The organism is Ochrobactrum sp. WV_118_8, from assembly GCF_039631535.1.
GTDB classification, from domain to species: domain Bacteria; phylum Pseudomonadota; class Alphaproteobacteria; order Rhizobiales; family Rhizobiaceae; genus Brucella; species Brucella anthropi.
In genome coordinates this window covers 532,614-557,367 of sequence record NZ_JBDIUZ010000002.1, presented here as the reverse complement: position 1 = coordinate 557,367, position 24,754 = coordinate 532,614, and the positions used below count along the sequence as shown (strand labels likewise).

Sequence of the window (24,754 nt, the reverse complement as noted above, 5' to 3'; positions counted from 1 at the left end):
CGTCCTTCCGAGGTTGACGGTCTGGCCTACTGTCAGGTCGCAAAGCTGGACATGAGCCTGCTGCGCCCGAACTAGGGCCAGCTCTCTGGAATGCACCACGACTATCGCGACATCCACGCAATGCGGGCGCGTTTTCGGATCAGCGGGACGCAGACCATTTCCAGTCGCGGATTTCTGGCATGTCTTCGCCGTATTCACGAACATGGGCATTGTGCAGCGCAAGTTTGCCGATCAGCATGTCGATTACATGCGGAACCTTTTCCTTCAGCCCCGGCACCCGCTCGATAGCTTCGAGCGCCAAATGATAGCGGTCGAGCTGGTTCAGCACCGTCATGTCGAAAGGCGTTGTGGTCGTGCCTTCCTCAACGAAGCCGCGAACATGCATGTTGCGGTGGTTGTTGCGCTTATAGGTCAGCCGGTGGATGAGGTAAGGATAACCGTGATAGGCGAAGATGACAGGCCGCTCGGTGGTGAAGAGCCTGTCAAATGTATCGTCAGAAATCCCATGCGGATGGTGCTCTTTTGACTGAAGCGTCATCAAGTCGACAACGTTGACCACACGGATCTTCAGTTCCGGGATCGCCTCGCGCAGTATCATCACGGCCGCCAGCGTTTCCATCGTCGGCACGTCGCCCGCGCAGGCCATCACCACATCCGGCGCAATCGCGTCATCCTCATTGCTGGCCCAGTCCCATGCCCCGATACCGGCCTCGCAATGTCTGGCCGCATCTTCGATCGAAAGCCATTGCGGTTCCGGCTGCTTACCAGCCACGATCACGTTGATACGGTCCCAGGTGTTAAGGCAATGGTCGGCCACCCATAGAAGCGTGTTGGCATCCGGCGGAAGGTAGATTCGCACCACGTCAGCCTTCTTGTTGGCAACCAGATCTACGAACCCCGGATCCTGGTGGGAGAAGCCGTTATGGTCCTGTCGCCATACATGTGAGGTCAGCAGGTAGTTAAGCGAGCTTATCGGCTTTCTCCACTCGAGATCGCGCGTCACCTTCAGCCATTTGGCGTGCTGGTTGAACATGCTGTCGATGATGTGGATGAAGGCTTCGTAGCAGGAGAAGAATCCGTGCCTGCCTGTGAGCAAATAGCCTTCCAGCCACCCTTGGCAAAGGTGTTCGGAGAGCACTTCCATCACCCGCCCATCGGGCGAGAGATGCACATCATAAGGTTCGATCTTTTCCATCCAGACGCGGTCGGTAACTTCGAATACCGCACCCAGCCGGTTAGAATCCGTTTCGTCGGGTCCGAATATACGAAAATTCTTCTCCTGGTCGTTGAGCTTCAGCACATCGCGCAGGTATTTGCCGAGCACTTCCGTTGTTTGGACGATCTTTTCGCCCGGCAAGGTCACATCGACGGCATAGTCGGAAATCGGCGGGCATTTCAGTTCCTTGCGAAGGATGCCGCCATTGGTATGCGGGTTTGCGCCCATACGGCGATTGCCGGTCGGTGCAAGAGCTTTCAACTCCGCCTTCAGGCTTCCGTCTGCGTTGAACAGGTCTTCCGGATTATAGCTTCGCATCCAGTCTTCGAGAACCTTGCGGTGGCTGTCGTTTTCACGGCAGTTGGCAACCGGAACCTGGTGTGCGCGCCAGAAATCCTCGACCTTCTTGCCGTCGACCTCTTTCGGTCCGGTCCATCCTTTCGGGCTGCGCAGGATGATCATCGGCCAGCGCGGTGCCTGCGTGGAAGCAGCTCCCGAGCGAGCCTTTTCCTGGATCGCGCGGATCATGTCCGTTGCCAGATCCATCGCATCCGCCATCAGCCGGTGCATCGCCTCCGGCTCGTGACCCTCGACGAAGATCGGCGCATAACCGTGACCCTCGAACAGCTTCCTCAGGTCATCGTGCGGAATGCGTGAAAGGACCGTGGGGTTGGCGATCTTGTAGCCGTTCAAGTGCAGGATCGGCAGAACCGCGCCGTCGCGTGCCGGGTTCAGGAACTTGTTCGACTGCCAGCTTGCGGCCAGTGGTCCGGTTTCGGCTTCACCGTCGCCGACGACGCAGGCAACGATCAGGTCCGGGTTGTCGAAGGCTGCACCAAAGGCATGCACCAGTGCATAACCCAGTTCGCCGCCCTCATGGATTGAGCCGGGGGTTTCGGGGGCCACATGGCTCGGTACGCCGCCGGGAAAAGAGAACTGCCGGAACAGCTTGCGCATGCCGTCCGCGTTTTCTGGAACGTCCGGATAGACCTCGCTATAAGTCCCTTCCATCCAGGTGTTTGCGACCATGCCCGGTCCGCCATGGCCCGGCCCGCAGATATAAATCATGTCGAGGTCGCGGTTTTTGATCACCCGGTTGAGATGCGTATAGATGAAATTGAGGCCGGGGGTCGTACCCCAGTGGCCCAGGAGTCGCGGTTTGATGTGCCCGGATTTGAGCGGCTCTCGCAGCAGGGGGTTGTCGAGAAGATAGATCTGCCCAATCGAAATATAGTTCGCGGCGCGCCAATAGCGGTCTAGAAGCCGTATGTCCAATGGCGGCGTGTTTGATACTGCAACTCGTTCAAGTAGCTCCATCTCTCATCCCTCTCAAAACAACCGTCAATCGCGTTTGCAACTTGCGTTATTCATTTCCGCGAAGACCTGAGAGACAGTTCCTCGATCAACCTTGCCACGCCGACCTTGCTGCCTTTTCTGCTTGCCCTGAATTTGGCTTGGGCAAACTGAATACGCAGCGTCGTCTCCCAGCGCTCCCAATATCCAACTTTGGCACGATAAGATACCATCTGGATGGTTTTGTAAAGCGTGTGGCCCCTGCGGATCGCGTACTCTGACTGATTGATCGAAATTCGCGGCATTCGAGAAAAAATGGAGAAAGAGAGGGGTCTTTGAATTTCTACTGTCACTATTTGGGTCAGCTAGTTGTTCTAAACCGGCTTACCCGGTTGTTTTGATCCCCGGCGCGCTGCTGAGAAGCCTCTGTCTGACGCAATGAACCGTTCCAGCATGGGTACAATCAGCTTCTTCGGATCCGTTGAGGCTCGACCGCTCTCGCGACCCAATGCTTCCGCGTATTCGATCAAGTCCCGATGCAGTCGACCCGGAAGATCTATTGTGATCCGTACAGGCTTCTCTTCAGTGAGTGGGCCAAGTTTGAGTTTGGTCATGTCAGCCTCCATATGGTTCCAGCACGAGGTCGCGGGTGACAACTATACGCACCGGGAAGCCCGGGCGGATGGTAAGGGTTGGCTGGACGTTGAGCTGGCGGCGCACTATCTGCTGACCAGCATCGTTGATGGTGTCTTGGCCTCCATCTCGGATCGCTCGGAGCAGCCGGTCCTGGTCGTCAACGGCGAGCTCGGCGCCAATGGACAATAGGGTTGAGAGACCGGCCGCCTTGGCGAGATCCCACCAGTGATAGTCCACGCCATCTTCCAGACCAGCGTAGCCCTGACTGTCCGCGCCCGGCTGGCGTTCCAGAACGATCGACCGGCCATTGGGCATGATCAGCCGGTTCCAAACCAGCAGCACGCGGCGTTGCCCAAACCCGACGCCATTGTCATATTCACCGATGATGCGGCTACCCTGCGGCAAGAGCAGGATGCGGCCGGTCGGGCTGTCATAGATGTTTTCCGTGACCTGCGCGGTGATTTGGCCGGGAAGGTCGGAGCGAATACCGGTGATGAGCGCGGCAGAGATTACCGCTCCAGCCTGAAGGATATAGGGCGATGCCGGGGCCGCGACGCGATCCGCCGACACGGTGCGCCGATCGACTGGGGCATTGATGAATGCCAACTGGCGATCCTGTCCCGTTTGTGGGCTGCCCTGACCTCCGGGAGCCATGCCTGCGAACCCCGAAGTGGTGCTGCCTGGCACAACGCCGGGTCGGGCTTCGGTCTGGAAGAACATCCGGCTGGTGCGGGCGGCTTCCTCTTCCGCGAGGCGGCGCTGCTCCTCTTGATCTATTCCTGGAGCGCCAGCCATTGTCGGTGGAATGACGGGCTGCCCCCGGTTCCGGGCGTCGAGTATCGGACCGCCAAGATCGCCGGGAAGGGGTGGGCCGAGAACCGGGCCGGTGTAGTCACGTGGCAGGCCCGCTAAGCCATCTGCGGTGCTGCGGTTGTCGATGGAATAGAGTTCCTCGCCGCCAGGACCTGCTCCGCGGGTCTGAAGCGCGTAAATCAGCGCACCACCAACGCCGAGCGCGGAGATAACGCCAAGTCCGGCCAGAACCTTACGCGACAGCCGGGTGACCCGTGGGGCCTCGGCGCGCAGGCGCATTGCCGGCGCGGCATCACCTGTCGCACCGGTCAGCGAGACGGCGGAATCGTCGTCGGGTTCGGTTAGCTCGTTTCGGCTGTTATCGATTTCGCTCATGATGCGGGCCTTCCGTCGGTGCGAACGATCCTGACGACTTGCTGGCGATCGCCGCTGCCAAGACGCAACTCGGCGGCGCCGAACATGCGATCCACGATCAGGATATGTTGGTGGATGCGACTGTTGACGATTTGCGCTTCGCCTTCAGGACCAATGACGAAGAGAGGAGGCATCTCGCCCTGGACGATGCCACGGGGGAATTCGACATAGACACGGCGACCGTCGTCATAAACAGACACGGGCTTCCAGGGTGGATTGCCCCCAGTGAGGCCATAGCGGTAGTTCCGGGCAGTGGCGGCCGGAATGATGGGTGTGGTGGGTACGGACTGCCTCGATCCCGGCTGTGCGGGATAGGCCCATGCGACCGCCGGCATGTAGAGGGTTTCGCGGGCACGAAGCTCGATCATGTATGTCCGGCGATCGGTGGTGATGATGAGGTTAGTGGAGATGTGGGGACGCGTCGGTTTAACCAGCACTTGCACACGCCGGGTCAGGCCAGCGCCGCTTTCAGTATCGCCGATGATCCAGCGTGCGGTGTCACCGGCTGCGATCGGACCTGCGCCAGTCAGGTTTTCACCGGGTTCAAGTGCGATCGTGGTGATCTGGCCGACCGCGGCGTAGACCTGATAAAGCGCCCCTTCGCTCCAGGGGTAGATCTGGATGGCATTGTAGTATCCCTCGCGCCTCGGCTCCACGCGGGCTGCGACGTTGGCGCTCTCGATACGTCCGCTGGGCGTTCCTGCCGCAGTCCCGCCCCGGCTCGCAGTCCAGCCAGGGGGCACATGCAAGGGCCGGGGCGCCTGTTCTGTCACGACGGCCTGAACGGCTGGCAGCGGCGGAACATCGGAATCGTAGCTTATTTCCGGCGGCTTCTGCATTGTTGCGCAGCCAGCGAGCATGGTTGCGGCGAAGAGAACAGCGAAAGGGGCAGCTTTTTTTCTTGCGGGTCGGTCCGATGCGCTGACGATAACGCTCATTGGCTCATCTCCCGCGACCAGGAGATCGCATTGACATAGATGCCTAGTGGGTTGGACTTCAGCCGTTCGGCGTTACGCGGAGGCTGCACGACAATCGTGAGGATCGCGGTCCAACGCTGCGTGCTGGAGAGTTGGCCGTTCTCGTAGTGGCGTTCTGTCCAGGCCACGCGGAAGCTGTCGGGCGATGCCCGGATGACGCTCGATACCTCGACGGTGACTTGGTTCCGGCCGACCTTCGTGAAGGGATCATTGGCGCGGGCGTAGTCGTTGAGCGCAGTTGCGCCGCGATCGGTCGTAAACTCATAGGCGCGCAGCCAGTTTTGGCGAACGATGATCGCGTCTGCAGGGATCGAGCGTACCTGCTCGATGAACCGTCCCAGATGCCAGGCCACCTGCGGATCGGTTGGACGGTAATCGCTGGCAGCAGGGGCGACGGCCTGCGATTGACCGAGATTGTCAACTTGTACGACCCATGGAACGACAGTGCCGCGTGCCGACTGCCAGACTAAAGCTGAAGCGAGACCGGCCGATAGCATCAGCGAGCCGAAGGCCATGTAGCGCCAGTTCTTCGCCTGAATGCGCGCGGAGCCGATACGGTCATCCCATACCTGAGAGGCTTTCTGGTAGGGCGTTTCGGGTTCGGGCGATTTACCATAGTGGGTAGCGGGGCGTTTGAAGATGTTCATCAGCGGTCACTTTCAGAAAGATTGATGGAAGAGCCACCGCCATGGGCGTCGCCGGAGCGCACCGCATGAGCGGCGGCCGAGACGCCGTGTGACATCGACTGCGAGCGCTTCATGCGCTTTGCCCAGGCGGGCTCGCCGCCGGATGCGGCGGGAGATGCAACCTGAGCGGATTCCCCGCCGATGGTGCCCATCGAGGAGGAGCCGCCAGTGGTCTCGAAGGCTGATTTGGCTCCCTCGGAGAAGCTGGTTTTGACGCTCTCGCTGGCTGTGGACGCAGCGCGCTTGAGGGGCGAGACGGTGGCGCTGCCAGCAGCTTTCGCAACGCCACCGAGACCGGAGGACACACTGCCGCCACCGAACTGGCCAGCGGAAGCAAGACTGTAGGCGGTGGATGCGCCGCCAGCAGCCGCGGCGGCGCCACGAACGGCGGCAGCCCCGCCAGACAGGGCAGCAGCGCCACCTCTGGCCGCGAGGCCTGCAGCACCAGCGCCAGCCATCATCGCACCGCCAACCGCAAGCCCGGTGCCGACGGCAGCCCCAGCGCCAAGCTGGGGGCCGCCTGACACGAGGCCATTGGCAATCCCTGGGCCGAAGATGCCGAGACCGAGAAGGGACAGCGCCGCCAGCACGATCGCCATGGCGTCGTCGATGCTCGGCGCCGCTCCCCCGAAGCCGGCGGTAAACTGGCCGAAGAGTGTCGATCCGATGCCGATGATGACGGCGAGCACCAGCACCTTGATGCCCGAGGAAACTACATTGCCCAGCACCTTCTCGGCCATGAAGGCGGATTTGCCGAACAGGCCGAAGGGAATGAGCACGAAGCCGGCCAATGTCGTCAGCTTGAACTCGATCAGCGTGACGAAGAGCTGGACGGCGAGAATGAAGAAAGCGAGCAGGACGAGGGCCCAGGCGAACAACAGGCAGGCGATCTGGATGAAGTTCTCGAAGAAGGACCAGTAGCCCATCAGGCCGGAGATGGATTCGAGAAGCGGTCGACCCGCATCGAGGCCGGTCTGGGCGACTTTACCGGGGCGCAACAATTCGGCGGTCGTAAAGCTGGTGCCTGAGCCTTTGAGGCCAAGTCCGACGAAACTGTCGAACACAATCTTCGCCAGATTGTTCCAGTTGCTGATAATGTAGGCGAACGCGCCAACGAACAGAGTTTTTTTGACGAGGCGTGCGATTATGTCGTCGTCAGCGCCCCAGGACCAGAATAGTGCGGCCAGCGTAACGTCGATGACGATCAGTGTGGTGGCGATGAAGGCGACTTCGCCGCCGAGCAGGCCAAAGCCGCTGTCGATGTAGCTGGTGAAGACCTGGAGGAATCGGTCGATGACGCCGGTGCCGCCCATTGTTATTGTCCTTCGTTCTGATGTGGCGCGGTCGGCAGTACGGGAGCTAGTGGTGAAGGGATGCCGAGGAAGCGGTCGCGGCTCTCGGCCCAGACGCCCAGGCATTCCGTATCGCGGGTCGCGGCTTCACCCAGAAGCTGGCATCGTCGCTGCCTGGCGCGCAGCGAATCGATACTGGACGGCTGAACATGCCGGGTAGACGGCTCTCCGGGCACCTCCTCCTCTCGGGTCATCTCGATAGCGGTCGCCGTGATAGCGATCGCGACGAATATGATGGCGCCCAGGCGGGCCAGCATCTTGCCGTCCATTGTATTTCCCTTCCGGGCTCAGTTGCCGTTGTTGAACATCTGCGCATTGCCCGGCTGGTAGCCGGAGCCGGGCGTCAGGAAGCGGCGCCGCTGCTCGCGGCCTTGTTCGGCGGCCGCGGCTTGTTCGGCAGTGGTGAGAGCGTCGGCACGGCCGTTTGCGGCCAGCAACGCGGTCAGATCGGAAAGTTGCTGGGCCTGAAGCGCAAGGAGTTGGTTTCCGGCTTGCGTTGCCTGAAGCGCGCCGGTGGCCCCCTGGCTCTGGCCGACTAGCGCCGACATCTCGGCGCGGTTGGTGTCGATGTTGCTGACCACACCGGCCTGCACGCGCATGGCGTCCTGAAGACCGCCGACCGTGTTCTGCCAGCGTTCGCGGGCGCCGGCGACAAGCGCCTGATCAGACGCCGACATCGACGCATTGCCATATTGGGTTTGAAAGGCCTGATCGATCTTCTGAACGTCGAAGGCGATGTTCTGCGCCTGGCTGAGAAGCTGCTGCGTTTTCTGGACGGACTGCTGGAGTTGCTTGAGCGAGGTATAGGGAAGGCTCGCCAGATTGCGGGCTTGGTTGATCAGCATCTGTGCTTCGTTCTGAAGCTGGGTGATCTGCTGATTGATCTGTTGGAGCGTGCGCGCCGCCGTCAGCACATTCTGGCTGTAGTTGGTCGGATCGTAGACGATACGCCATGCATGCGCAGGCCTGATCACAACAAGCGATATCATCAGGGGCGCTGCGAGAAGGGTGGCCGCGACAAGGACCGAGCGCGAGCGACGGATAATCATCGTAAATTCTCCTGTAGGGTTAGGGTGGGGACGAGGTCGATGGCCCAGGCCACATCACGATGGCGCAGCCAGGCGGCAAGGAAGCCCTCGCGGCCGTGTTCAGCGACCAAGCGCTGGATCTCGGCCTGGTCGGTTTTGGAGGAGGCGGCGCAGAGCGCCAGTGCCACGTCGGACAGGCCGAGCTCGAACAGCCGATTGCCGCGGCGGGACTGGCAGTAATAATCCCGCTTGGGCGTGGCGCGCGCGAGGATCTCGATCTGCCGGTCGTTCAGACCAAAGCGTCTGTAGATCGCCGTGATCTGTGGCTCGATCGCCCGCTCATTCGGCAACAGCAGTCGGGTCTGGCAGCTTTCGATAATGGCGGGGGCGATGGCCGAGCCGTCGATGTCCGAGAGCGATTGGGTGGCGAAGACGACGGATGCATTCTTTTTGCGCAGGGTCTTCAGCCACTCGCGAAGCTGGCCCGCAAAGCCGTCATCGTCGAGCGCCAGCCAGCCTTCGTCGATGATCAGCATGGTCGGCGAACCGTCGAGTCGATCCTCGATGCGATGAAAGAGATAGGAGAGAACGGCGGGCGCAGCCCCCGTACCGATCAGCCCCTCGGTCTCGAAGGCCTGCACGGTTGCCGCGCCGAGATGCTCGGCCTCGGCGTCGAGCAACCGGCCATAGGGACCGCCGACACAATAGGGCCGCAGCGCCTGCTTCAGATCGTTGGATTGCAGCAGGACGGCGAGGCCGGTGATGGTGCGCTCGTTCACCGGGGCGGAGGCCAGCGAGGTCAGCGCCGTCCAGATGTATTCCTTCACCTCCGGCGTGATGGTCACGCCTTCGCGGGTAAGGATCGTGACGATCCAGTCGGCTGCCCAGGCGCGCTCAGGGACATCGTGAATGCCGGCGAGCGGTTGAAGGGAAACGCTGTCGTCAGCGTCCCCGCTCAGACCGCCGCCAAGATCGTGCCAGTCCCCGCCCATCGCGAGCGCCGCCGCACGGATCGAGCCGCCGAAATCGAAGGCGAAAACCTGAGCGCCCAGATACCGGCGGAACTGCAGGGCCATCAGGGCGAGTAGGACGGACTTGCCCGCGCCCGTTGGGCCGACAATCAGGGTGTGGCCGACGTCGCCGACGTGAAGGGAAAGCCGGAACGGGGTCGAGCCTTCGGTCTTGCCGAAGAGCAGTGGGGGCGCTGCAAAATGCTCGTCCCGTTCCGGCCCCGCCCACACCGCTGAGAGCGGGATCATATGGGCGAGATTGAGCGTGGAAATCGGAGGCTGGCGGACATTGGCATAGACATGCCCGGGCAAGGAGCCGAGCCAAGCGTCCACAGCGTTGATTCCTTCTGCCATCGCCGTGAAGTCGCGACCCTGGATGACCTTTTCGACGAGTCGGAGTTTTTCGGCGGCGATCCTGGGGTCGTCGTCCCAGACTGTCACGGTCGCGGTGACGTACGCTTGTCCGGCAAAATCCGCGCCGAGCTCTTGAAGCGCCAGATCGGCATCAGCGGCCTTGTTCGACGCATCGGTGTCAACGAGAGCCGATGCCTCGTTGGTCATGATCTCCTTGAGGATCGATGCGATCGACTTGCGCTTGGCGAACCATTGCCGTCGGATCTTGACCAGCAACTTGGTGGCGTCGGTCTTGTCTAGCATTACCGCCCGCGTCGACCAGCGATAGGGAAAGGCAAGCCGGTTGAGTTCGTCTAGAATTCCGGGCGTTGTCGCAGTCGGAAAACCGACAATGGTGAGGACGCGCAGATGGGAAGCGCCCAAACGCGGTTCCAATCCGCCAGTCAGAGGCTGATCGGCCAGGAGTGCGTCCAGATACATCGGCGTTTCTGGCACGCGAACGCGGTGACGTTTGGTCGAGATGCAGCCGTGCAGATATGTCAAGGTCTCGGCATCACCGAGCCACTCGCATTCCGGCATGAAGCCGTCGACGAGTTGGATCACGCGGTCAGTGCGGTCGATGAAGCCGCGCAGAATTTCGCCCGCATCGACGCCGGTTTGCTCTCGACCCTCATAGAGCCAGCTTTCGGCACGCGCCGCATCTTCAGCCGGCGGCAGGTATAGGAAGGTCAGGAAGTAGCTGGACTCGAAATGTGTGCCATCTTCTTCGAAGCCTGCTTTGCGTTCTGCATCGATCAGGGCCGATGCGGCATCCGGAAAGCGGCTCGATGGATAGATCGCTGCGGTGTGTCGCTGCGCCTCAACGAAGATTGCCCAGCCTGAACCAAGGCGGCGGAAGGCGTTGTTGAGGCGACTTGCTACGGCCACCAGTTCGGCGGGAACGGCGCTGTCGAGATCCGGTCCACGAAATCGCGCGGTTCTCTGGAAGGAGCCGTCCTTGTTCAGCACCACACCGTCGTGGGCCAATGCTGCCCATGGCAGAAAGTCGGCGAGGCGGGTCGAGGTGCGGCGATATTCTGCGAGGTTCATCATGATGGTAGGACTCCTCAAACGCCGAGGTGACCGGGGATGCGCAGATGGCGGCGCACCACATCGACGAACATCGGATCGCGTTTAGCTGCCCAAACGGCAGCGAGGTGCCCGAGCAGCCCGAGCGCGATGCCGACCAACCAAAGTCGCAGGCCGAGGCCGAGAGCGGCGGCAAGCGTTCCGTTGACGATCGCGATTGAGCGCGGAGCGCCGCCGAGCAGAATGTGCTCGGTCAGCGCCCGGTGGACCGGCACGACGAAGCCCGGCACATCGGCCAGGTTTTCAAATGAGCCAGCCATCAGACGAGTACTCCGCCGCCAAAGCTGAAGAAGCTCAGGAAGAATGAGCTGGCAGCAAATGCTATAGAGAGACCGAAGACGATCTGGATCAGCTTCCGGGCGCCCCCAGAACTGTCGCCAAAGGCGAGCGTCAGGCCGGTGACAATGATGATGATCACTGCGATGATCTTGGCGACCGGGCCTTCGATGGATTGAAGGATGGATTGCAGCGGTGCTTCCCACGGCATGGATGAGCCGGAGGCATGGGCTGCAGGCGCCAAGAGCAAGGTCGCGTAGGTAACAGCGGCGGCCGTCGCGATGTGGCGGCGGATACGCAATGAGCGGCGGATCATTATAATTCTCCTGTTGGACTTGAGGAATGGGCTGCGGGGCTGACGCGGTAATCGCCGTCGGTGCCGAGGCCATGGACGCGGGCGAGCTCGGAAAGGCGGCGCAGGGATCCGCGGCCCGACAGCACGGCGACAAGATCGATGGTCTCTGCGATCAGTGCGCGGGGCACCGTGATGACGGCTTCCTGAATTAGTTGCTCGAGGCGCCGCAGCGCGCCGATGCCGGTGCTGGCATGGATGGTGCCGATCCCGCCGGGGTGGCCGGTTCCCCAGGCCTTCAGGAGATCAAGAGCTTCAGGGCCGCGCACTTCGCCGATCGGAATACGATCGGGCCGCAGACGTAGGGATGACCGGACGAGATCGGAGAGCGATGCCACGCCATCCTTCGTCCGCATGGCCACAAGGTTCGGCGCGGCGCATTGCAGCTCACGGGTGTCCTCGATGATGACGACCCGGTCCGAAGTCTTGGCGACTTCGGCGAGCAGCGCATTTGTGAGGGTGGTTTTGCCAGTCGAGGTGCCGCCCGCGACAAGAATATTGGCGCGAGAGGCGACGGCCTGCCGCAGCATCTCGGCCTGGTCGGCATCCATGATCCCGGCGGCGACATAATCGTCGAGGGTGAAAACGGCGACGGCGGGTTTGCGGATCGCAAAGCTCGGGGCAGCGACAACAGGGGGTAGAAGGCCTTCGAACCGCTCTCCCGTTTCGGGGAGTTCGGCTGAGACACGAGGAGCGCCGGAATGCACTTCGGCGCCGACATGGTGCGCCACCAGACGGACGATCCGTTCGCCATCCGCAGGTGACAGGCGCTCACCGGTATCGGCGAGGCCTTCGGAAAGCCGGTCGATCCAGAGCCGGCCGTCAGGATTGAGCATCACCTCGACGATCGACGGGTCTTCCAGAAACCGGGCGATGGCGGGGCCGAGGGCGGTGCGCAGCATGCGCGCGCCCCGCGTGATCGCCTCAGATTTCCGGTGATTTTCCGCCATGTCGTCCCCTTGCGTTCAGGGACCGTTCGGCAAGCCCTGGATCGGGGACGATTAAAAGAGCCAGAAATTAGGCTGATTCAACAAGTGTTTGGTGTCGTAGTAGTGTAGCGTGCAAATACAGGAGAAAGGCGGGATGCTCCTTTTGCCGAGGTAGCAATAACGTCCGGGTATTGCGCGAATCATGCAACGATGGAGGATCCTTATTCATGTCGTACATAACTTCTGGCAATGCACAGCATTAAGGCGACAGCCGGAAGTTTGCCGTCAATAGCGAGTATACCATGCCGAAATCGGCTGATGCGATCACCGAAGCATCTCAGGCCGGTAATGGTGTTCTTGAGGTTGGCAAGGAAAGCGGCGGTTCATCAGCCGGAAGGTGGCTTGAAATGTCAGTTTCGGGATTATCGCGACCAATATAGGGAACGCCATGCTGTTCAAGAGCCGGTTTCTCGACGGTATCAAGACGGGCAGGATAACGCTTTCCTTTTCCTGCAGCAGGCTTGCGGCTAGGGCGAGGCCGAAAAAGGGTTGGAGCAATTGTAGTTGTCCCACGGCAGCTATGCCACCCTGCGCCAGTCCGCGATACCAGAACACGAAGCCAATCAACATGCTGAACAGCGATACATAGGCGAGTGAGGCCCAGGCCGCACCGCTGATGCTCGCAAGCGATGGCGGCATGGTGAATACCGTCAGGATCAGCATAATCGGCAAGGACAGGACGGGCGCCCAGGAAATCACCTGCCAGCCGCCAAGCTGACGCGACAGCTTAGCACCTTCAGCATAGCCAAGGCCGCATACGATGATCGCGGCCAGCATGAGCAGGTTGTCAGTGGGAGAGCCGGTAATTCCTTGCGACAAGGCGAATCCTGCGACGAGGGCGCTGCCGAGACAGGAGAAAAGCCAGAAGGCAGGGCGTGGACGCTCGCCGCCTCGCAGAACCCCGAAAATCGCCGTCGCCAGCGGCAACAAGCCGATGAAGACGATGGAGTGAGCGGAAAAGCTGAGATACTCGGCAACCGCAAGTGTCTGAACCAATGCGGTCATGGGGATGCTGATGCGGCCACGTAAAAGCAAAGGCGCGGGTGTGGCTTCCGACTCTCTGCTGTTTCGTCTGCGCCGCATGGGGTTGTGCCTAGCCCGATATGGAGCCTCACCCGTAACGGCTGAACACCAGCGCCGCGTTGACGCCGCCGAACCCGAAAGCGTTGGACAGAACATGATCGACCTTGGCCGGGCGTGCGCCATAGGAAAGCAGATCAAATCCTTCCGCGTCCGGCATTGGTTTGTCGATATTGAGGCTTGCCGGAAGTATCTGGTTCTGAATTGCGAGAACCGAATAGACCGCCTCTATCGCGCCTGCGGCCCCGAGCATGTGCCCGGTCGCTGATTTGGTCGATCCAACGGGCGTGTTCCTCTTGCCTGCTCCAAAGACCTTTTCCAACGCGGCCAGTTCAGCAGCATCGCCAACCGGCGTGGAGGTTGCATGAGCGTTGACATAGCCGATGGCATCGCTATCGATTCCAGCCATCGCGAGTGCGATTTCCATCGCCCTTGCCGCCTCACGCCCATCGGGCCATCCGGCCGTGACATGATGGGCGTCGGTTGTGGTGCCGTATCCTGACAAGATTGCCAGCGGACGCGCGCCGCGCCGCGCCGCGTGGCTAAAGCGTTCGATAACCAGCATGGCGGCTCCTTCAGAGAGCACAAAGCCATCGTGGTCGGCATCGAAGGGTCGTGAAGCCCGATGAGGTTCGTCGTTGAAGTTGAAGGAGAGCGCCTTTGCAGCGGTGAACCCGCCAATAGCAACAGGATCGACGCACGCCTCCGTGCCGCCACACAAAGCGATGTCGGCCTCGCCGGTGCGGATCAGCCGGAGGGCATCGCCAATCGCCTGCGCGGATGCGGCGCAGGCCGTAACCGGCGCACCAGCAGGTCCGTGAAAGCCAAAACGGATGGCGATTTGCCCGGTTGCGAGGTTCGGCAGAAACGACGGCACCACGAACGGAGAAAGGCGGCGCACCCCTTCGGTGCGGATGGTCTCGGCCGCACCCGTGATCGCCGGAACACCGCCCACCCCGGTTCCGATGACCGTGGCTGTGCGTATCCTGTCCTCGGCGCTTTCTGGATGCCAGCCCGCCTGATCCAATGCTTCTCGTGCGGCAGCCATCGCATAGTGAATGAACAGATCGGTTCGGCGCAAATCCCGTGGGTCCATTACCGTTTCCGGGTCAAAGCCTTCGGCGTCTTCCGCCTGGCTGGGCACAAGGCCCGCGATCCGGCATTTCCATCCATCCGTCTCAAAGCGCGTGTTCGTCCTGACGCCGGATTGTCCCGCGATAAGCCTTTTCCAGTTCGTGGCGACGCCGGCCCCGAGGGGAGACACCGCGCCAAGCCCGGTTATGACAATAGGTTCATGCATCGAACGCCCTCATGTGTATATACACACCATATAGCACATGAGTGGGTTTAGGCAATCCCGTAGGTTCTCGCGCCGCCTATAGGTGTTTGGCGACTCGAAGGTAGGTCTCGGCATCCTGATCCGAGAGACCTTCCATGAGTTCGGACTGGGCTTGCTGCCATTCCGGCAGAAGGCGATCCAGCACCGTGTCTCCCGACTCTGTCAGTTCACAAAGGCGAGCGTTGCCGACCGCACCCGAGACACGCCGCACAAGCCCCTTGCGTTCAAGAAGATCGAGGTTCCGTGTCAGGCTCGTGCGATCCAAAAACACCCGCTGCGCCAGCGTCGCGACCGGCTCGCCCGGATAGAAGCGGATCGCTGCGAGTAGCCAGAATTGCTGAGCCGTGACGCCGAACGGTTTCAGCTTCGCATCATACCGCCGCAGCAACGTGCGGGCGGCTGCGATGGTGTTCAGAACGAGGCACTTCGAGAGGTCGTTAGGTAAAGTCATGCCGAACGTTACCATAACCCGCGCTGGCTAAGTCAATCGGTGTCGATGATGGCGTCTCGATGTTCGCATGTAGGCATCCGCTACTCTATCTAAAATCAGCCAAAAACAAGGTATTTTTAGACAATAGTTCCTATAGAAACCGAGCAACACCAATGGTTTGATGGGACCAGCGGCGCTATGGGGGGCAAAAATGGGGTACCATTCGTGGCGCACCTAAACAGTGTGCAGACAACGATATTTTCTAGAACATCAGCGACGTAGCGCCATCATCTTGGAATCTGTCGCGAAAATCCCAAAACCTGCGACACCAGAAACTCAATCGAGCGATGCGCCCTCATCGGGAAGGCTGTGGTCAACCATTCTGGGGTCAGTTCGCATCTAGTTTTAGCTCGAACCAATCCCGCCTTCTGTGCAACGCCGCGCTCCCCGCCGAAAAGGCGTTCCTCGCCACTTTAGGGTCCGCCATTGCATAGGCTACGGCGCGATCCGGCCGAAGCTCCTTCTTCGCCTTTCGGCCTCACGGGCCAGCAAGGACCTTCTCTGACAACTTGCGGGACGGCTTTCCCACGAATGCTGAGTTAGCTTCTGTCATTCAGGGACATCACCGGCAACATCATCGGGAATTTCACGCAGAAAGCTCTGTCCCTTCTGAAGGCGCACGCCGAGGGTCTCGATGAAGCCCTCGTAGCGTTCCCGGCCTTTGGCCTGAGCGGCAGCGTGCGCATCGCTTGGCAAGGGCGGTGTGATGGTCAGCCAGAAGCGAACGAACAGCGCCACGGTTTCGGCGGTGACGCCAAGGTCGCGTTCGATCCGCTGGACCTGCCTGGAAAGTCTGTCCATGCGGCGCGCGAAAGCGGCCTCGCGCCGGTCGGCGTTGTCGGGTGAAAGAAAGGACGCAACGGCCGCTTCGACGATCGCTGAGCGCGAGATGCTCTTGCGCTCAGACAGGTCTCTGATCTGCTCGATCATCTCTACAGGCAAGGTGAGGTTAAGGCGGTCACGCATGGTCACAGATCCATATTGTCGTTGGGGTTCATCGACACCTGCCGGGCGATGCCGGTCATCTGCCGGCGCAGAACCTGGCGCTGGCGGGCGGCGTCTTCCGGTTCGTCATCTAGTAGGACAGAAAATTCCTCGGACGGGTTCGGATCTCTCGTCTCTTTGACGATGGCGACGTGATCCGGCAGTTCCGGCTCGCGGCGCAGTCCGCTGTTGGCGGCATCCTTTTCCGTCTTCTGGATTTCAGCGAGCAGACGAGCATCCGGCGCTTGCGGTTTCAATTCCGTCCAGGCGTCTTTACGGGTGGTTCGTCGGGTCTTGGCCGGATCGGGTGGGGGCAATACGCGCTCGTTGAAGCGTCTGTCCTCGTAGTATCGGGCCTTCTTCGCCCGAACGGGCGGCGTTGCCGCCAGCATGACGATTTCATCGTCGGGCGGGAGCTGCATGATCTCGCCAGGAGTGAGGAGCTGGCGCGCGGTTTCCGAGCGCGAGACCATCAGATGCCCGAGCCAGGGCGATAGGCGATGCCCGGCATAGTTCTTCATCGCCTTCATCTCGGTGGCGGTGCCGAGCGCATCGGAGACGCGCTTCGCCGTCCGTTCGTCGTTGGTGGCGAAGGAGACACGCACATGGCAGTTGTCGAGGATCGAGTTGTTGGCGCCGTAAGCCTTTTCGATTTGGTTCAGCGACTGGGCGATGAGGAATGCCTTGAGCCCATAGCCTGCCATGAAGGCCAGAGCGCTCTCGAAGAAGTCGAGACGGCCGAGGGCCGGAAATTCGTCCAGCATCATCAGCACGCGATGCCGACGCTCCTTGGTGTGAAGGTCTTCCGTCAGGCGCCGCCCGATCTGGTTAAGGACAAGGCGGATGAGCGGCTTGGTCCGCGAAATGTCAGATGGTGGCACGACTAGGTAAAGCGTGGCCGGTCGGTCGTCCTCGATGAGGTCCGCGATGCGCCAGTCGCAGCGGCTTGTCACCTCGGCGACAACAGGATCGCGATAGAGGCCGAGGAACGACATGGCGGTGGACAACACGCCGGAACGTTCATTGTCGGATTTGTTGAGCAACTCGCGCGCCGTGGATGCGATGACCGGATGCGGGCCTTTTTCGCGGAGATGCGGCGTGGTCATCATCGCCGCCAGTGTCGTCTCGATCGGGCGCTTAGGGTCGGACAGGAATCCCGCGACACCGGCGAGCGTCTTGTCCTTCTCGGCATAGAGGACGTGGAGGATCGCACCAACCAGCAGCGAGTGGCTTGTCTTCTCCCAGTGGTTGCGTTTTTCCAGCGAACCTTCCGGATCGACCAACACGTCGGCGACGTTCTGTACGTCGCGCACTTCCCATTCGCCGCGGCGCACCTCGAGCAGGGGATTGTAGGCGGCTGATTTGACGTTGGTCGGATCAAACAGAAGCACGCGGCCGTGCTTTGAGCGGAAGCCGGCGGTGAGCTGCCAGTTCTCGCCCTTGATGTCGTGAACGACAACTGAGCCCGGCCAGGTCAGGAGGGTCGGGACGACGAGTCCGACGCCCTTGCCGGATCGCGTCGGCGCAAAGCACAACACATGCTCCGGACCATCGTGGCGGATGTAGTCGCGGTCGAGCTTGCCGAGCACTACGCCATCCGGGCTGAGCAAACCCGCAGCCTTGATCTCCTGTGGGTTTGCCCATCGTGCCGAACCATAGGTCTCGATGTTCTTGGCTTCACGGGCACGCCATACCGACATGCCGATGGCGACAGCGATAGCGATGAAGCCGCCGGATGCTGCGATCATGCCACCTTTGGCGAAGATATCTGGGGCGTAGGCGTCGAAGAAGTACCACCACCAGAAGATGGCGGGCGGATAATAGAAGGGCATATCGCCGAACGCGAACCAGGGTGTCCCAAGCTGCGCCTGAAACCCGAGCTGCCAGGCAACATATTGTGTGGCTCCCCAGGTGGTGAACAGCACGATCAGGAAGACGATGAGTATTTGGCCCCAGAGGATTTTGGTTGCGGACATTATCGTGGTCCTTGTCTGTTGGGGTTGAGGGTCACAGGCCAAGCGCGCGCTGGCGGCCGAGGCTCCAGTCGATCCCTCCGCCGCTTTTGGCGACGCCGACGATGTGCTGGCCGAGTTTCTTTTCCAGCGGCGGGGTCCAGGGGACGAGCTGGAAGCCAAGTCCGTTGTCGATCATGGCGAAGCGGCCGGAGGAGAGGGCGAGCCGCTGGCGGTAGATGCCGGTGACGTGCTCGCCGGCCTGCGCTTTCTGGAAGGCGAGCCCGGTTTCGGTGGCCAACTTTGCCCCAACGGCATCTAGCTCGCGCTGGCGCAGGGTATTGAGAAGATCGCGCTGCAGGATGATACGCTGATCTTGGCGGCGGGCGAGGCCTTCCTCGGCCAGATGCTCAGCGCGTGCCTGCATCGCCTCGCGGACCTCGCTTCCGAAGCCGCCGGCGGACATGGGCATTGGCTCGCGTTCGACCAGGCGATGATCGAGCCAGGTGGCGCCGGGCGCGGTGATTTGCCGGTTGAGGTCGAGATCGGATCTGTTGGCGAGCACAAGTGTCGGGCGGTCATCATCGGGGCCGCCGAAGCGCCTGACTTCCACGATGCCGCCGATGGCAGGGGAATGCTCGAAGGCCTCGATGCCGCGGAAGCGTACATGATGGGCGCGGCCGTCGGTGGCATCGATGACGGCGTAGGCTTCGCCGGTGAGTTCGTCGTGCAGGCCGCGATCCACGAGCCGGCCCATGACGGGCGAGCCTGCCGTGCCATCGATCACATAGTCGGTGAAACCGCGATCCTGTCCGCGCTCTGTGAAGGCACGGTGCATGGTTTTGATGATGTCGCCGCGCATGCCGAGATCGCGCAGGGATTTTTCCGCCTCGAGGCCTACCATCCATTCGCCGGGACTGGCGGGCGCGGCGAGGCCCATCTTCTCCAGATGCTGAAGTCGCCCGACCATGAGACGGCGTAACGATGGATCGGACACGCCGGGCGCCTCCGGCCGCAGATCGATCAAGCCGGTTTCGTCGGCGGCGAGGCGGATCTCGACATCGAGGCGGGTCCAGCGTTCTGCCGTGACTTCCTTTTCCAGCGCGCTGCGGATCTCGTGCTCGGGTTTGGGGCCGAGTTCGATGGAGACCAGATCCTCGGCGCGGGAGCGCAGGCCGCGGCTGATATAATCGCGTGAGATCACCAGATCGGCGCCGGTCTGGTCGACACCGCGCACGATAAGATGGACGTGGGGATTGTCGGTGTTCCAGTGATCGACGGCCGCCCAGTCGAGTTTGGTGCCGAGGTCGGATTCCATCTGCCGCGCAAGGTCACGGGTGAACTCGCGCAGATCGGTCATGTCGGCCGCGTCTTCAGGCGAGATGATGAAGCGGAAATGGTGCCGGTCGTCTTTGCACCGATCAGAGAAGGCGAGATCGTCAGCGCGCTCGTTCTCGGCGTCAAACATCACGCCTTTCTCTCCGTCCCGGCTCACGCCCTCGCGCTTGAGGTAGGAGAGGTGGGCTGACAGGGGCGCCGAGCGAAACGACTTGCCTTGATGGCGGACGACGCGGGCCTTCACTACGACACGGCGGGAAGAGCTGAACAGACGGTTGCGGCTGAAGCTGCCGCGGCCGCGGCCGAAAGTCGAGCGGCCATAACCGGAAGCGCGCTTGCCGGAGGCCGACGGCGAAGCGACATGCCCAGACTTCTTCGCGGCGCGCAGCACCTGGTTGATGAAGCTCTTTGGCTTGCCGGCACGGGGGCTCTTGATGCGCCCAGGACGGACGCGGAATTCGCTGTCGCCCTCGCTCATGACGCAGCTCTCGCAAGCCAAAAGCAGGAGGCGTGCATAAAGGGGTCTTGAAATTGCTTGAAAAAACCGTGCAGCATGCACGCGACCGACCGCCATGCACGAAAAAACGCCAGTCTCGTCAGAGACTTACAGAGTTTCGGGCATGGCCTTTTATCTCGCCGTCCTTCTGTCGTTCCTTCCTGCTCTCCCCCCAATTCCACACAGCCCTCTCCAGACCACGCCACGCTGCGCCAGACCACGAGACTCTTCATGGCCGGTCTCCATCACCGGGCCGAGCGACAAACAGGTCGCCAGATTGCAGTGCATCGGCGGGGTCAGCGTGCCCGGCCTGCGCAGCGGCCATGCCGTTGGAGTGCTCGGCTTGCGACGGTTGCCTTGCATCCGAAGTGCTGAAAGACGGCGTGACGAAGAGCGGTGCTTGGCGCCATGCGTTCGGATTGGAGGTGGCGACGACGGTTTTTCCTCGCGTCGCCGGTGCAAGTTCACCGCCACCGACAAGGGGCGCGAGGGTCGCGACATAGGCGCGGGTTTCCGCCGGAAGGCGACGGCCTGCGAGGTATTCATCGTAGCGTCCGGGACCGGCATTATAGGCCGCCAGAAATCCCGGCGAACCGTAGCGATCGTGCATTTCGCGCAGATAAGCGGTGCCTGCGAGGATGTTGTCGCGGGGATCGTATGGGTCACGGCCGAGGCCATAACGGATACGCAGCTCCGCCCAGGTATCAGGCATGACCTGCATCAGGCCCATCGCGCCCGCAGACGATATTGCGCGCACATCGCCGGCGCTTTCGACGCGGCGAACGGCGCGTATCCAGTGCTCGGGGATGCCGAAACGCTGCGAAGCTTCGGTAACGAAACCGGCATGCGGATCGGCGACTGAGGACCTGATGTGCGGGGCGCTTTGCGCCTGCACCTCGACCGACGGCGTTGCAGAAAGGCAGAGGCCGGAAAGGAGAAGAGGGATGATGCGCCGGGCAGCGCGAGGCCGCCAGGCTAACATCAGTGGTACGGGGTTCGGACGAAGGATTCGCATGATCTATTCCCGTTCGCCGCGCTTTTGCGGACGGTTCCAGTGTAGGGACCATGAGGTTGCATCCGCGCCGTTCTGGAACAGGCGCGCGCGGATCGGCTGTGGGAAGGTCGGATCATCGATGAGCAGCGATAGATACTCGCCGGCCTTCTCGCTGGTCTCCGTCCAGGCCGCCCCGATCTCTGGCGCATTGTCGTCAGCGCCATGGTGGACCCGGTAGTTCGGTGCGTTCTCCACTTCCGAGGGTTCGACAGGGAGAATGGTGATTTCACGGTAGAGGGTGAGCGTATGAATGCGGCCCGTGAAACCAAATTCTTCGCGCGTGAATTCGCCGATTTGCGGCATGGCGATGTCCTTTCATCGTGCGGTGGGGATGGGATCGGCGGGCGTTACGCGCGCCGAAGGCGTGACGCTCACCGCGTTGGCGTCCGCCATTCGAAGCGGCCTTCGCCGTCATTGTCGGTCCACAGCGGAACCGCGCGACCGATGATCGAACTGGAAGGAATCGAGCCGAAATACCGACCGTCGAGGCTGTCGGGCACCTCCCAGTTCATCAGGAAAATCTCGCTGTCCGCGATCACGCGGCAGCCCTGCCAGACGGGCAGTGGTCGGCCAATGCGGTCGTGTTCGAGCGCCGTTCCCATCTCCACGTCATCGACCGTGATGAGGAGATTCATGCGGCACACGGTCTGTCCGGGCAGGCCCAGAACGCGCTTCAGGAGTGGCGTTCCGCGCGGCAGATAGCCGCCATCTGTCAGGAAGGTGGCGAGCGGTTCGGGCGCATCGACCGCAACCAGTTCGGTCACATCGAGGCCATCGGCCGGTTCGACGGTATAGAAGCCGATCGGCGCGCTGGCGGATGCGTTCCAAATTAGCTTCGGCCCGTTGGATACGAACGACAGCCCAGCAACGGCGAGCACGGAGAAATACGTCGTCATGACGTAGCCGAAGCGGGTCATGGAGCGATCCTCCGGCGCTTCAACCAGGCCCGATGCTGGTCGTGGCTGTAAGCGCGCGGTTGATGGCCGGCGGTCAGGCGGTTGTGGACGTGCCGCCAATAGTCGGGCGCTGCATCGGCAGGGGCGATGCCCATCGCCTCGATGGCGTCGACCAGGTGCAGCACAGTCTCGACTTTTGGCCAGCCTTCGATCTTCAGCAGAATGTCGCCGCCGGGACGCACGAAGGGCAGTGTCTGATAGGCCTCACCGGGTGCAATTGCGCGCACGATGTCGATGCGCGAAATGATCGTGCCGAAGTCGTTCGAAGCCCAGCGGACGAACGCGAAGATCGTGTCTGGCTGAAACGAAAGGATACGACGACGACGATCAAGGATTGTTTCGCGCGTATGCTGGCCGAACCTGATCCAGTATTCGATCTTCTTTTCGATCCACGTCAGTTCGACGTGGGTCAGGTGGTCTGGTGATACGGGCAACGGCACTGCGCTGCCGCGCATGCGGGAGGCCGCAGTGCCGGTCATGAAGGATCTCCTGAAGGTGGCGGGAATTCGCGCGCGAGCAGATCGCGCAGCATTTCCGTGACGGTTGTACCGCGCTCGAATGCGGTGATCTTGATGCGCCCGCGCAGCTCGGGCGTGATGTCGATGGTCAGTCGGGCGGTAAAGCCAGCGTCGCGAGACGGTAGAGACGGCGTCGCTTCCAGCGACTTGATCCAGCTTTCCGGATCAGCAGGACGCGCTGCAAAGCTACGCTTGCGGGGCTGGCCGGTCATGGCGCCAACCTCCGCACTTCGGCGGCGAGGGCTGCGATCTCGCGGGCGGCCGTGCTGTCATGGTTGGCTTCGATGACCAGGCGGCCAGACTGCGCCATGTCGGCGAAGGCGACACGCTGGCCGACGGTCGAAGTCAGCAAGGGCGGATCGTGATCCGCAAGCGTCTCGGCCGTCTCACGGGCGATGACGGTGCGGGCGCCGCAGCGGTTGAGGACGAAGCGGGCGACCAGCTGCGGGCGATAGATGCGCGCCTCGTTCAGAAGCGCCAGCATCTCGGCTGAAGCCCATCCGTCGAGCGGCGATGGTTGCACCGGGATCAGCACAAGATCGGCGGCGAGGAGAGCAGAGCGCATCAACCCGGCGACACGGGGCGGACCGTCGATGATGACATGATCGACATCACGGGCCAGCTCGGGCGCTTCCCGGTGCAGCGTGTCACGCGCAAGACCTACAATGCCAAACAGGCGTGGCAGGCCCTCGCGTGAGCGCTGCTGTGACCAGTCTAGTGCCGACCCCTGCGGATCGGCATCGATCAGGGTGACGCGCTTGCCTTTGGCCGCCCATTGACCGGCGAGATGTAGAGCGAGCGTCGTCTTTCCAACGCCGCCTTTCTGATTGAGGAGCGCGACAATCATTCCGCCCCTCCCGGCTCTTTGCCAAAGGAGAGTTTCAGGTTGTCGGAAGAAGACCGGTCAAGAAGGCCGGCTTCAAGGAAAGCCGGAGCAGAGGTGGAGTTTTCTCGGACTGATTTATTGGCTTTTTCAGGCCGGTCAGCGATGTTTTCCACATCGCGCGCGCGCTCTTCAGAGTTAGATTCTTGGTTAGACTCTAAGTTAAGGGCCGGATTTTGTGTTTTATTGTCGTAGGTTATGCCCGTTTTGGGTTCCCGATAGCACGAGCCCCCGGTTCCCGATAGCACGACACGTCGGGTTCCTGATAGCACGAGGCTATCCACAGATTGTCCACAGGGCGGTGACGGCTCAAAGGCGAGCAGATTGCGACCGCCGATTTCGGCCTCAAGGAAGAGCGTGTAGCCAGGCAATGGCTGGCGCCGGATGATGTCGCGCAGCTCGAAGGCGAAGCGCTTGAATGGCGACAGGCTGCCCGACTTCTGATGGAGATGTCGGAAGTCGAAGCGCCAGCCATTGCGCTGATGCCCGCCATGTTTGCGCACGATGCGGTAGAGCCAGCGGTCAAGGCCGCCGGTGAGATCGAAATAGGTGCGGTCGATCGTGAGGACGAGCGCGTCGTCGAGAACTGCGCGATAGAACCAGTCAGGCACGATCAGTTCGAGGCCCGCGGGCTTGCCGTAGCGGTCGGTGCGCTCCTGCCATTCGTTGATCCAGGAGAAGCGATGGCGGCGCCCTTCGGTCAGCTGGCGGATCGATGTCGCGACCGTCGTGGATTGCAAGCGATCCAGCGCTGCCTTCAGGCGCTGGTAATCGCGAAGCGAGACGCCACGACCGATAAAATTGAGGATTTCGTAGGGTGTGGCCGCCATGAGGCGCGAGGTGCGCAGGCCCTTGTCGCGGGCTTCAACGATCTGGCTCGCGGCCCAGATCAGGATGTCCGCATCCCAGATCGTGGCCATGCCATGATCGGGAACGGCTTCGACCCGGATCGAAACGCTACCGGCGACGAAATCGATTGGCGCGATTCGGTGAGATTTTGAGAGGGAGAAAAACGGATAGGCCATGAGATCCTGCGCGTCTCTTGGAGCGAAGTCGCCGGGGAGTGCGTGAAACAGATCGAGCTGTCCGCGCTCCGGGGATGGGCGATGTCGCGCCGTCATGATGAGGGGAACCGCGTGG

At 61.6% G+C, this 24,754-nt stretch carries 24 protein-coding genes and 2 pseudogenes; all 26 read right to left on the bottom strand.

Annotation, left to right across the window (positions count from 1 at the left end; genetic code table 11):
- Positions 1-139: 139 nt before the first annotated feature.
- The 26 genes and pseudogenes from ABDF71_RS16710 to ABDF71_RS16585 all read right to left on the bottom strand — a co-directional run bounded on the left by ABDF71_RS16710 (position 140) and on the right by ABDF71_RS16585 (position 24,735).
- Positions 140-2,533, bottom strand: a complete 2,394-nt coding sequence (locus ABDF71_RS16710) for a phosphoketolase family protein (protein ID WP_062425044.1) — start codon at positions 2,531-2,533, stop codon at positions 140-142.
- Between the two features lie 350 nt (positions 2,534-2,883).
- Complete coding sequence (locus ABDF71_RS16705; RefSeq protein ID WP_062425063.1) at positions 2,884-3,123, bottom strand: DUF2274 domain-containing protein; 240 nt, start codon at positions 3,121-3,123, stop codon at positions 2,884-2,886.
- Position 3,124: 1 nt separating this feature from the next.
- The gene (locus ABDF71_RS16700) at positions 3,125-4,333 is read right to left on the bottom strand and encodes a TraB/TrbI/VirB10 family type IV secretion system protein (RefSeq protein ID WP_062425042.1); all 1,209 of its coding nucleotides are present in this window, start codon (positions 4,331-4,333) and stop codon (positions 3,125-3,127) included.
- On the bottom strand, positions 4,330-5,232 hold the full coding sequence (gene trbG / locus ABDF71_RS16695; RefSeq protein ID WP_370359676.1) for a P-type conjugative transfer protein TrbG: 903 nt from the start codon (positions 5,230-5,232) through the stop codon (positions 4,330-4,332). The genes ABDF71_RS16700 and trbG overlap by 4 nt, the downstream gene beginning before the upstream one ends.
- Before the next feature lie 74 nt (positions 5,233-5,306).
- Positions 5,307-5,996: a conjugal transfer protein TrbF gene (trbF, locus tag ABDF71_RS16690; protein ID WP_062425040.1), complete on the bottom strand. Its 690-nt coding sequence runs from the start codon at positions 5,994-5,996 to the stop codon at positions 5,307-5,309.
- Positions 5,996-7,348, bottom strand: a complete 1,353-nt coding sequence (gene trbL, locus ABDF71_RS16685; protein ID WP_062425039.1) for a P-type conjugative transfer protein TrbL — start codon at positions 7,346-7,348, stop codon at positions 5,996-5,998. Before trbL ends, trbF begins: the two co-directional genes overlap by 1 nt.
- Positions 7,349-7,350: 2 nt before the next feature.
- Positions 7,351-7,656: a putative entry exclusion protein TrbK-alt gene (gene trbK-alt, locus ABDF71_RS16680; protein ID WP_062425038.1), complete on the bottom strand. Its 306-nt coding sequence runs from the start codon at positions 7,654-7,656 to the stop codon at positions 7,351-7,353.
- A gap of 18 nt (positions 7,657-7,674) precedes the next feature.
- On the bottom strand, positions 7,675-8,436 hold the full coding sequence (trbJ, locus tag ABDF71_RS16675) for a P-type conjugative transfer protein TrbJ (protein WP_062425037.1): 762 nt from the start codon (positions 8,434-8,436) through the stop codon (positions 7,675-7,677).
- Entirely contained in the window at positions 8,433-10,871 is a 2,439-nt protein-coding gene (gene trbE, locus ABDF71_RS16670; protein WP_062425036.1) for a conjugal transfer protein TrbE, read from the bottom strand. The genes trbJ and trbE overlap by 4 nt, the downstream gene beginning before the upstream one ends.
- 14 nt (positions 10,872-10,885) lie before the next feature.
- Positions 10,886-11,167 carry a VirB3 family type IV secretion system protein gene (locus tag ABDF71_RS16665; protein ID WP_062425035.1) on the bottom strand — a complete coding sequence of 94 codons (282 nt, stop codon included), beginning with the start codon at positions 11,165-11,167 and terminating at the stop codon, positions 10,886-10,888.
- The gene (locus ABDF71_RS16660) at positions 11,167-11,499 is read right to left on the bottom strand and encodes a TrbC/VirB2 family type IV secretion system protein (protein WP_062425034.1); all 333 of its coding nucleotides are present in this window, start codon (positions 11,497-11,499) and stop codon (positions 11,167-11,169) included. The genes ABDF71_RS16665 and ABDF71_RS16660 overlap by 1 nt, the downstream gene beginning before the upstream one ends.
- On the bottom strand, positions 11,499-12,485 hold the full coding sequence (trbB, locus tag ABDF71_RS16655) for a P-type conjugative transfer ATPase TrbB (RefSeq protein WP_062425033.1): 987 nt from the start codon (positions 12,483-12,485) through the stop codon (positions 11,499-11,501). The genes ABDF71_RS16660 and trbB overlap by 1 nt, the downstream gene beginning before the upstream one ends.
- A 303-nt stretch (positions 12,486-12,788) precedes the next feature.
- A pseudogene (locus ABDF71_RS16650) lies at positions 12,789-13,481 on the bottom strand (DMT family transporter); the annotation flags it as partial.
- A 154-nt stretch (positions 13,482-13,635) separates the two neighbouring features.
- The gene (gene fabF / locus ABDF71_RS16645) at positions 13,636-14,904 is read right to left on the bottom strand and encodes a beta-ketoacyl-ACP synthase II (protein ID WP_062425032.1); all 1,269 of its coding nucleotides are present in this window, start codon (positions 14,902-14,904) and stop codon (positions 13,636-13,638) included.
- A 76-nt stretch (positions 14,905-14,980) separates the two neighbouring features.
- Positions 14,981-15,394, bottom strand: a complete 414-nt coding sequence (locus tag ABDF71_RS16640; RefSeq protein WP_062425062.1) for a MarR family winged helix-turn-helix transcriptional regulator — start codon at positions 15,392-15,394, stop codon at positions 14,981-14,983.
- Between the two features lie 367 nt (positions 15,395-15,761).
- Positions 15,762-15,896: pseudogene (locus ABDF71_RS16635) on the bottom strand (DUF930 domain-containing protein); the annotation flags it as partial.
- An 86-nt stretch (positions 15,897-15,982) separates the two neighbouring features.
- Entirely contained in the window at positions 15,983-16,399 is a 417-nt protein-coding gene (locus ABDF71_RS16630) for a ribbon-helix-helix domain-containing protein (protein ID WP_062425031.1), read from the bottom strand.
- Positions 16,400-16,401: 2 nt separating this feature from the next.
- Entirely contained in the window at positions 16,402-18,393 is a 1,992-nt protein-coding gene (locus ABDF71_RS16625; protein ID WP_062425030.1) for a conjugal transfer protein TraG, read from the bottom strand.
- 31 nt (positions 18,394-18,424) lie between these two features.
- Positions 18,425-20,185, bottom strand: coding sequence for a relaxase/mobilization nuclease domain-containing protein (locus tag ABDF71_RS16620; RefSeq protein ID WP_062425029.1), 1,761 nt, complete (start codon positions 20,183-20,185; stop codon positions 18,425-18,427).
- Between the two features lie 247 nt (positions 20,186-20,432).
- Complete coding sequence (locus ABDF71_RS16615; protein WP_062425028.1) at positions 20,433-21,218, bottom strand: lytic transglycosylase domain-containing protein; 786 nt, start codon at positions 21,216-21,218, stop codon at positions 20,433-20,435.
- A gap of 3 nt (positions 21,219-21,221) precedes the next feature.
- The gene (locus ABDF71_RS16610) at positions 21,222-21,560 is read right to left on the bottom strand and encodes a DUF736 domain-containing protein (protein WP_062425027.1); all 339 of its coding nucleotides are present in this window, start codon (positions 21,558-21,560) and stop codon (positions 21,222-21,224) included.
- Between the two features lie 68 nt (positions 21,561-21,628).
- Positions 21,629-22,174, bottom strand: coding sequence for a S26 family signal peptidase (locus ABDF71_RS16605; RefSeq protein WP_062425026.1), 546 nt, complete (start codon positions 22,172-22,174; stop codon positions 21,629-21,631).
- The gene (locus tag ABDF71_RS16600) at positions 22,171-22,692 is read right to left on the bottom strand and encodes a DUF2840 domain-containing protein (protein ID WP_062425025.1); all 522 of its coding nucleotides are present in this window, start codon (positions 22,690-22,692) and stop codon (positions 22,171-22,173) included. The genes ABDF71_RS16605 and ABDF71_RS16600 overlap by 4 nt, the downstream gene beginning before the upstream one ends.
- Complete coding sequence (locus ABDF71_RS16595) at positions 22,689-22,943, bottom strand: hypothetical protein (RefSeq protein WP_062425024.1); 255 nt, start codon at positions 22,941-22,943, stop codon at positions 22,689-22,691. The genes ABDF71_RS16600 and ABDF71_RS16595 overlap by 4 nt, the downstream gene beginning before the upstream one ends.
- Positions 22,940-23,578 (bottom strand): ParA family partition ATPase, encoded by a 639-nt coding sequence (gene parA / locus ABDF71_RS16590; RefSeq protein ID WP_062425023.1) that lies wholly within the window; start codon positions 23,576-23,578, stop codon positions 22,940-22,942. The genes ABDF71_RS16595 and parA overlap by 4 nt, the downstream gene beginning before the upstream one ends.
- Positions 23,575-24,735 carry a replication initiator protein A gene (locus ABDF71_RS16585; RefSeq protein ID WP_082546386.1) on the bottom strand — a complete coding sequence of 387 codons (1,161 nt, stop codon included), beginning with the start codon at positions 24,733-24,735 and terminating at the stop codon, positions 23,575-23,577. Before ABDF71_RS16585 ends, parA begins: the two co-directional genes overlap by 4 nt.
- Positions 24,736-24,754 lie beyond the last annotated feature (19 nt).

Excerpts from the sequence above, each read along its gene's own strand:
- trbG (WP_370359676.1), bottom strand. The coding sequence starts at position 5,232 with ATGCTCGCTGGCTGCGCAACAATGCAGAAGCCGCCGGAAATAAGCTAC.
- ABDF71_RS16665 (WP_062425035.1), bottom strand. The coding sequence starts at position 11,167 with ATGGCTGGCTCATTTGAAAACCTGGCCGATGTGCCGGGCTTCGTCGTG.
- trbK-alt (WP_062425038.1), bottom strand. The coding sequence starts at position 7,656 with ATGGACGGCAAGATGCTGGCCCGCCTGGGCGCCATCATATTCGTCGCG.
- ABDF71_RS16610 (WP_062425027.1), bottom strand. The coding sequence starts at position 21,560 with ATGCCGCAAATCGGCGAATTCACGCGCGAAGAATTTGGTTTCACGGGC.
- ABDF71_RS16605 (WP_062425026.1), bottom strand. The coding sequence starts at position 22,174 with ATGACCCGCTTCGGCTACGTCATGACGACGTATTTCTCCGTGCTCGCC.
- ABDF71_RS16710 (WP_062425044.1), bottom strand. The coding sequence starts at position 2,533 with ATGGAGCTACTTGAACGAGTTGCAGTATCAAACACGCCGCCATTGGAC.
- ABDF71_RS16630 (WP_062425031.1), bottom strand. The coding sequence starts at position 16,399 with ATGCGTGACCGCCTTAACCTCACCTTGCCTGTAGAGATGATCGAGCAG.
- ABDF71_RS16620 (WP_062425029.1), bottom strand. The coding sequence starts at position 20,185 with ATGAGCGAGGGCGACAGCGAATTCCGCGTCCGTCCTGGGCGCATCAAG.
- trbF (WP_062425040.1), bottom strand. The coding sequence starts at position 5,996 with ATGAACATCTTCAAACGCCCCGCTACCCACTATGGTAAATCGCCCGAA.
- ABDF71_RS16585 (WP_082546386.1), bottom strand. The coding sequence starts at position 24,735 with ATGACGGCGCGACATCGCCCATCCCCGGAGCGCGGACAGCTCGATCTG.
- parA (WP_062425023.1), bottom strand. The coding sequence starts at position 23,578 with ATGATTGTCGCGCTCCTCAATCAGAAAGGCGGCGTTGGAAAGACGACG.
- fabF (WP_062425032.1), bottom strand. The coding sequence starts at position 14,904 with ATGCATGAACCTATTGTCATAACCGGGCTTGGCGCGGTGTCTCCCCTC.
- ABDF71_RS16615 (WP_062425028.1), bottom strand. The coding sequence starts at position 21,218 with ATGCGAATCCTTCGTCCGAACCCCGTACCACTGATGTTAGCCTGGCGG.
- ABDF71_RS16705 (WP_062425063.1), bottom strand. The coding sequence starts at position 3,123 with ATGACCAAACTCAAACTTGGCCCACTCACTGAAGAGAAGCCTGTACGG.
- trbJ (WP_062425037.1), bottom strand. The coding sequence starts at position 8,436 with ATGATTATCCGTCGCTCGCGCTCGGTCCTTGTCGCGGCCACCCTTCTC.
- trbL (WP_062425039.1), bottom strand. The coding sequence starts at position 7,348 with ATGGGCGGCACCGGCGTCATCGACCGATTCCTCCAGGTCTTCACCAGC.
- ABDF71_RS16595 (WP_062425024.1), bottom strand. The coding sequence starts at position 22,943 with ATGACCGGCCAGCCCCGCAAGCGTAGCTTTGCAGCGCGTCCTGCTGAT.
- ABDF71_RS16660 (WP_062425034.1), bottom strand. The coding sequence starts at position 11,499 with ATGATCCGCCGCTCATTGCGTATCCGCCGCCACATCGCGACGGCCGCC.
- trbB (WP_062425033.1), bottom strand. The coding sequence starts at position 12,485 with ATGGCGGAAAATCACCGGAAATCTGAGGCGATCACGCGGGGCGCGCGC.
- ABDF71_RS16625 (WP_062425030.1), bottom strand. The coding sequence starts at position 18,393 with ATGTCCGCAACCAAAATCCTCTGGGGCCAAATACTCATCGTCTTCCTG.
- ABDF71_RS16700 (WP_062425042.1), bottom strand. The coding sequence starts at position 4,333 with ATGAGCGAAATCGATAACAGCCGAAACGAGCTAACCGAACCCGACGAC.
- ABDF71_RS16600 (WP_062425025.1), bottom strand. The coding sequence starts at position 22,692 with ATGACCGGCACTGCGGCCTCCCGCATGCGCGGCAGCGCAGTGCCGTTG.
- ABDF71_RS16640 (WP_062425062.1), bottom strand. The coding sequence starts at position 15,394 with ATGACTTTACCTAACGACCTCTCGAAGTGCCTCGTTCTGAACACCATC.
- trbE (WP_062425036.1), bottom strand. The coding sequence starts at position 10,871 with ATGATGAACCTCGCAGAATATCGCCGCACCTCGACCCGCCTCGCCGAC.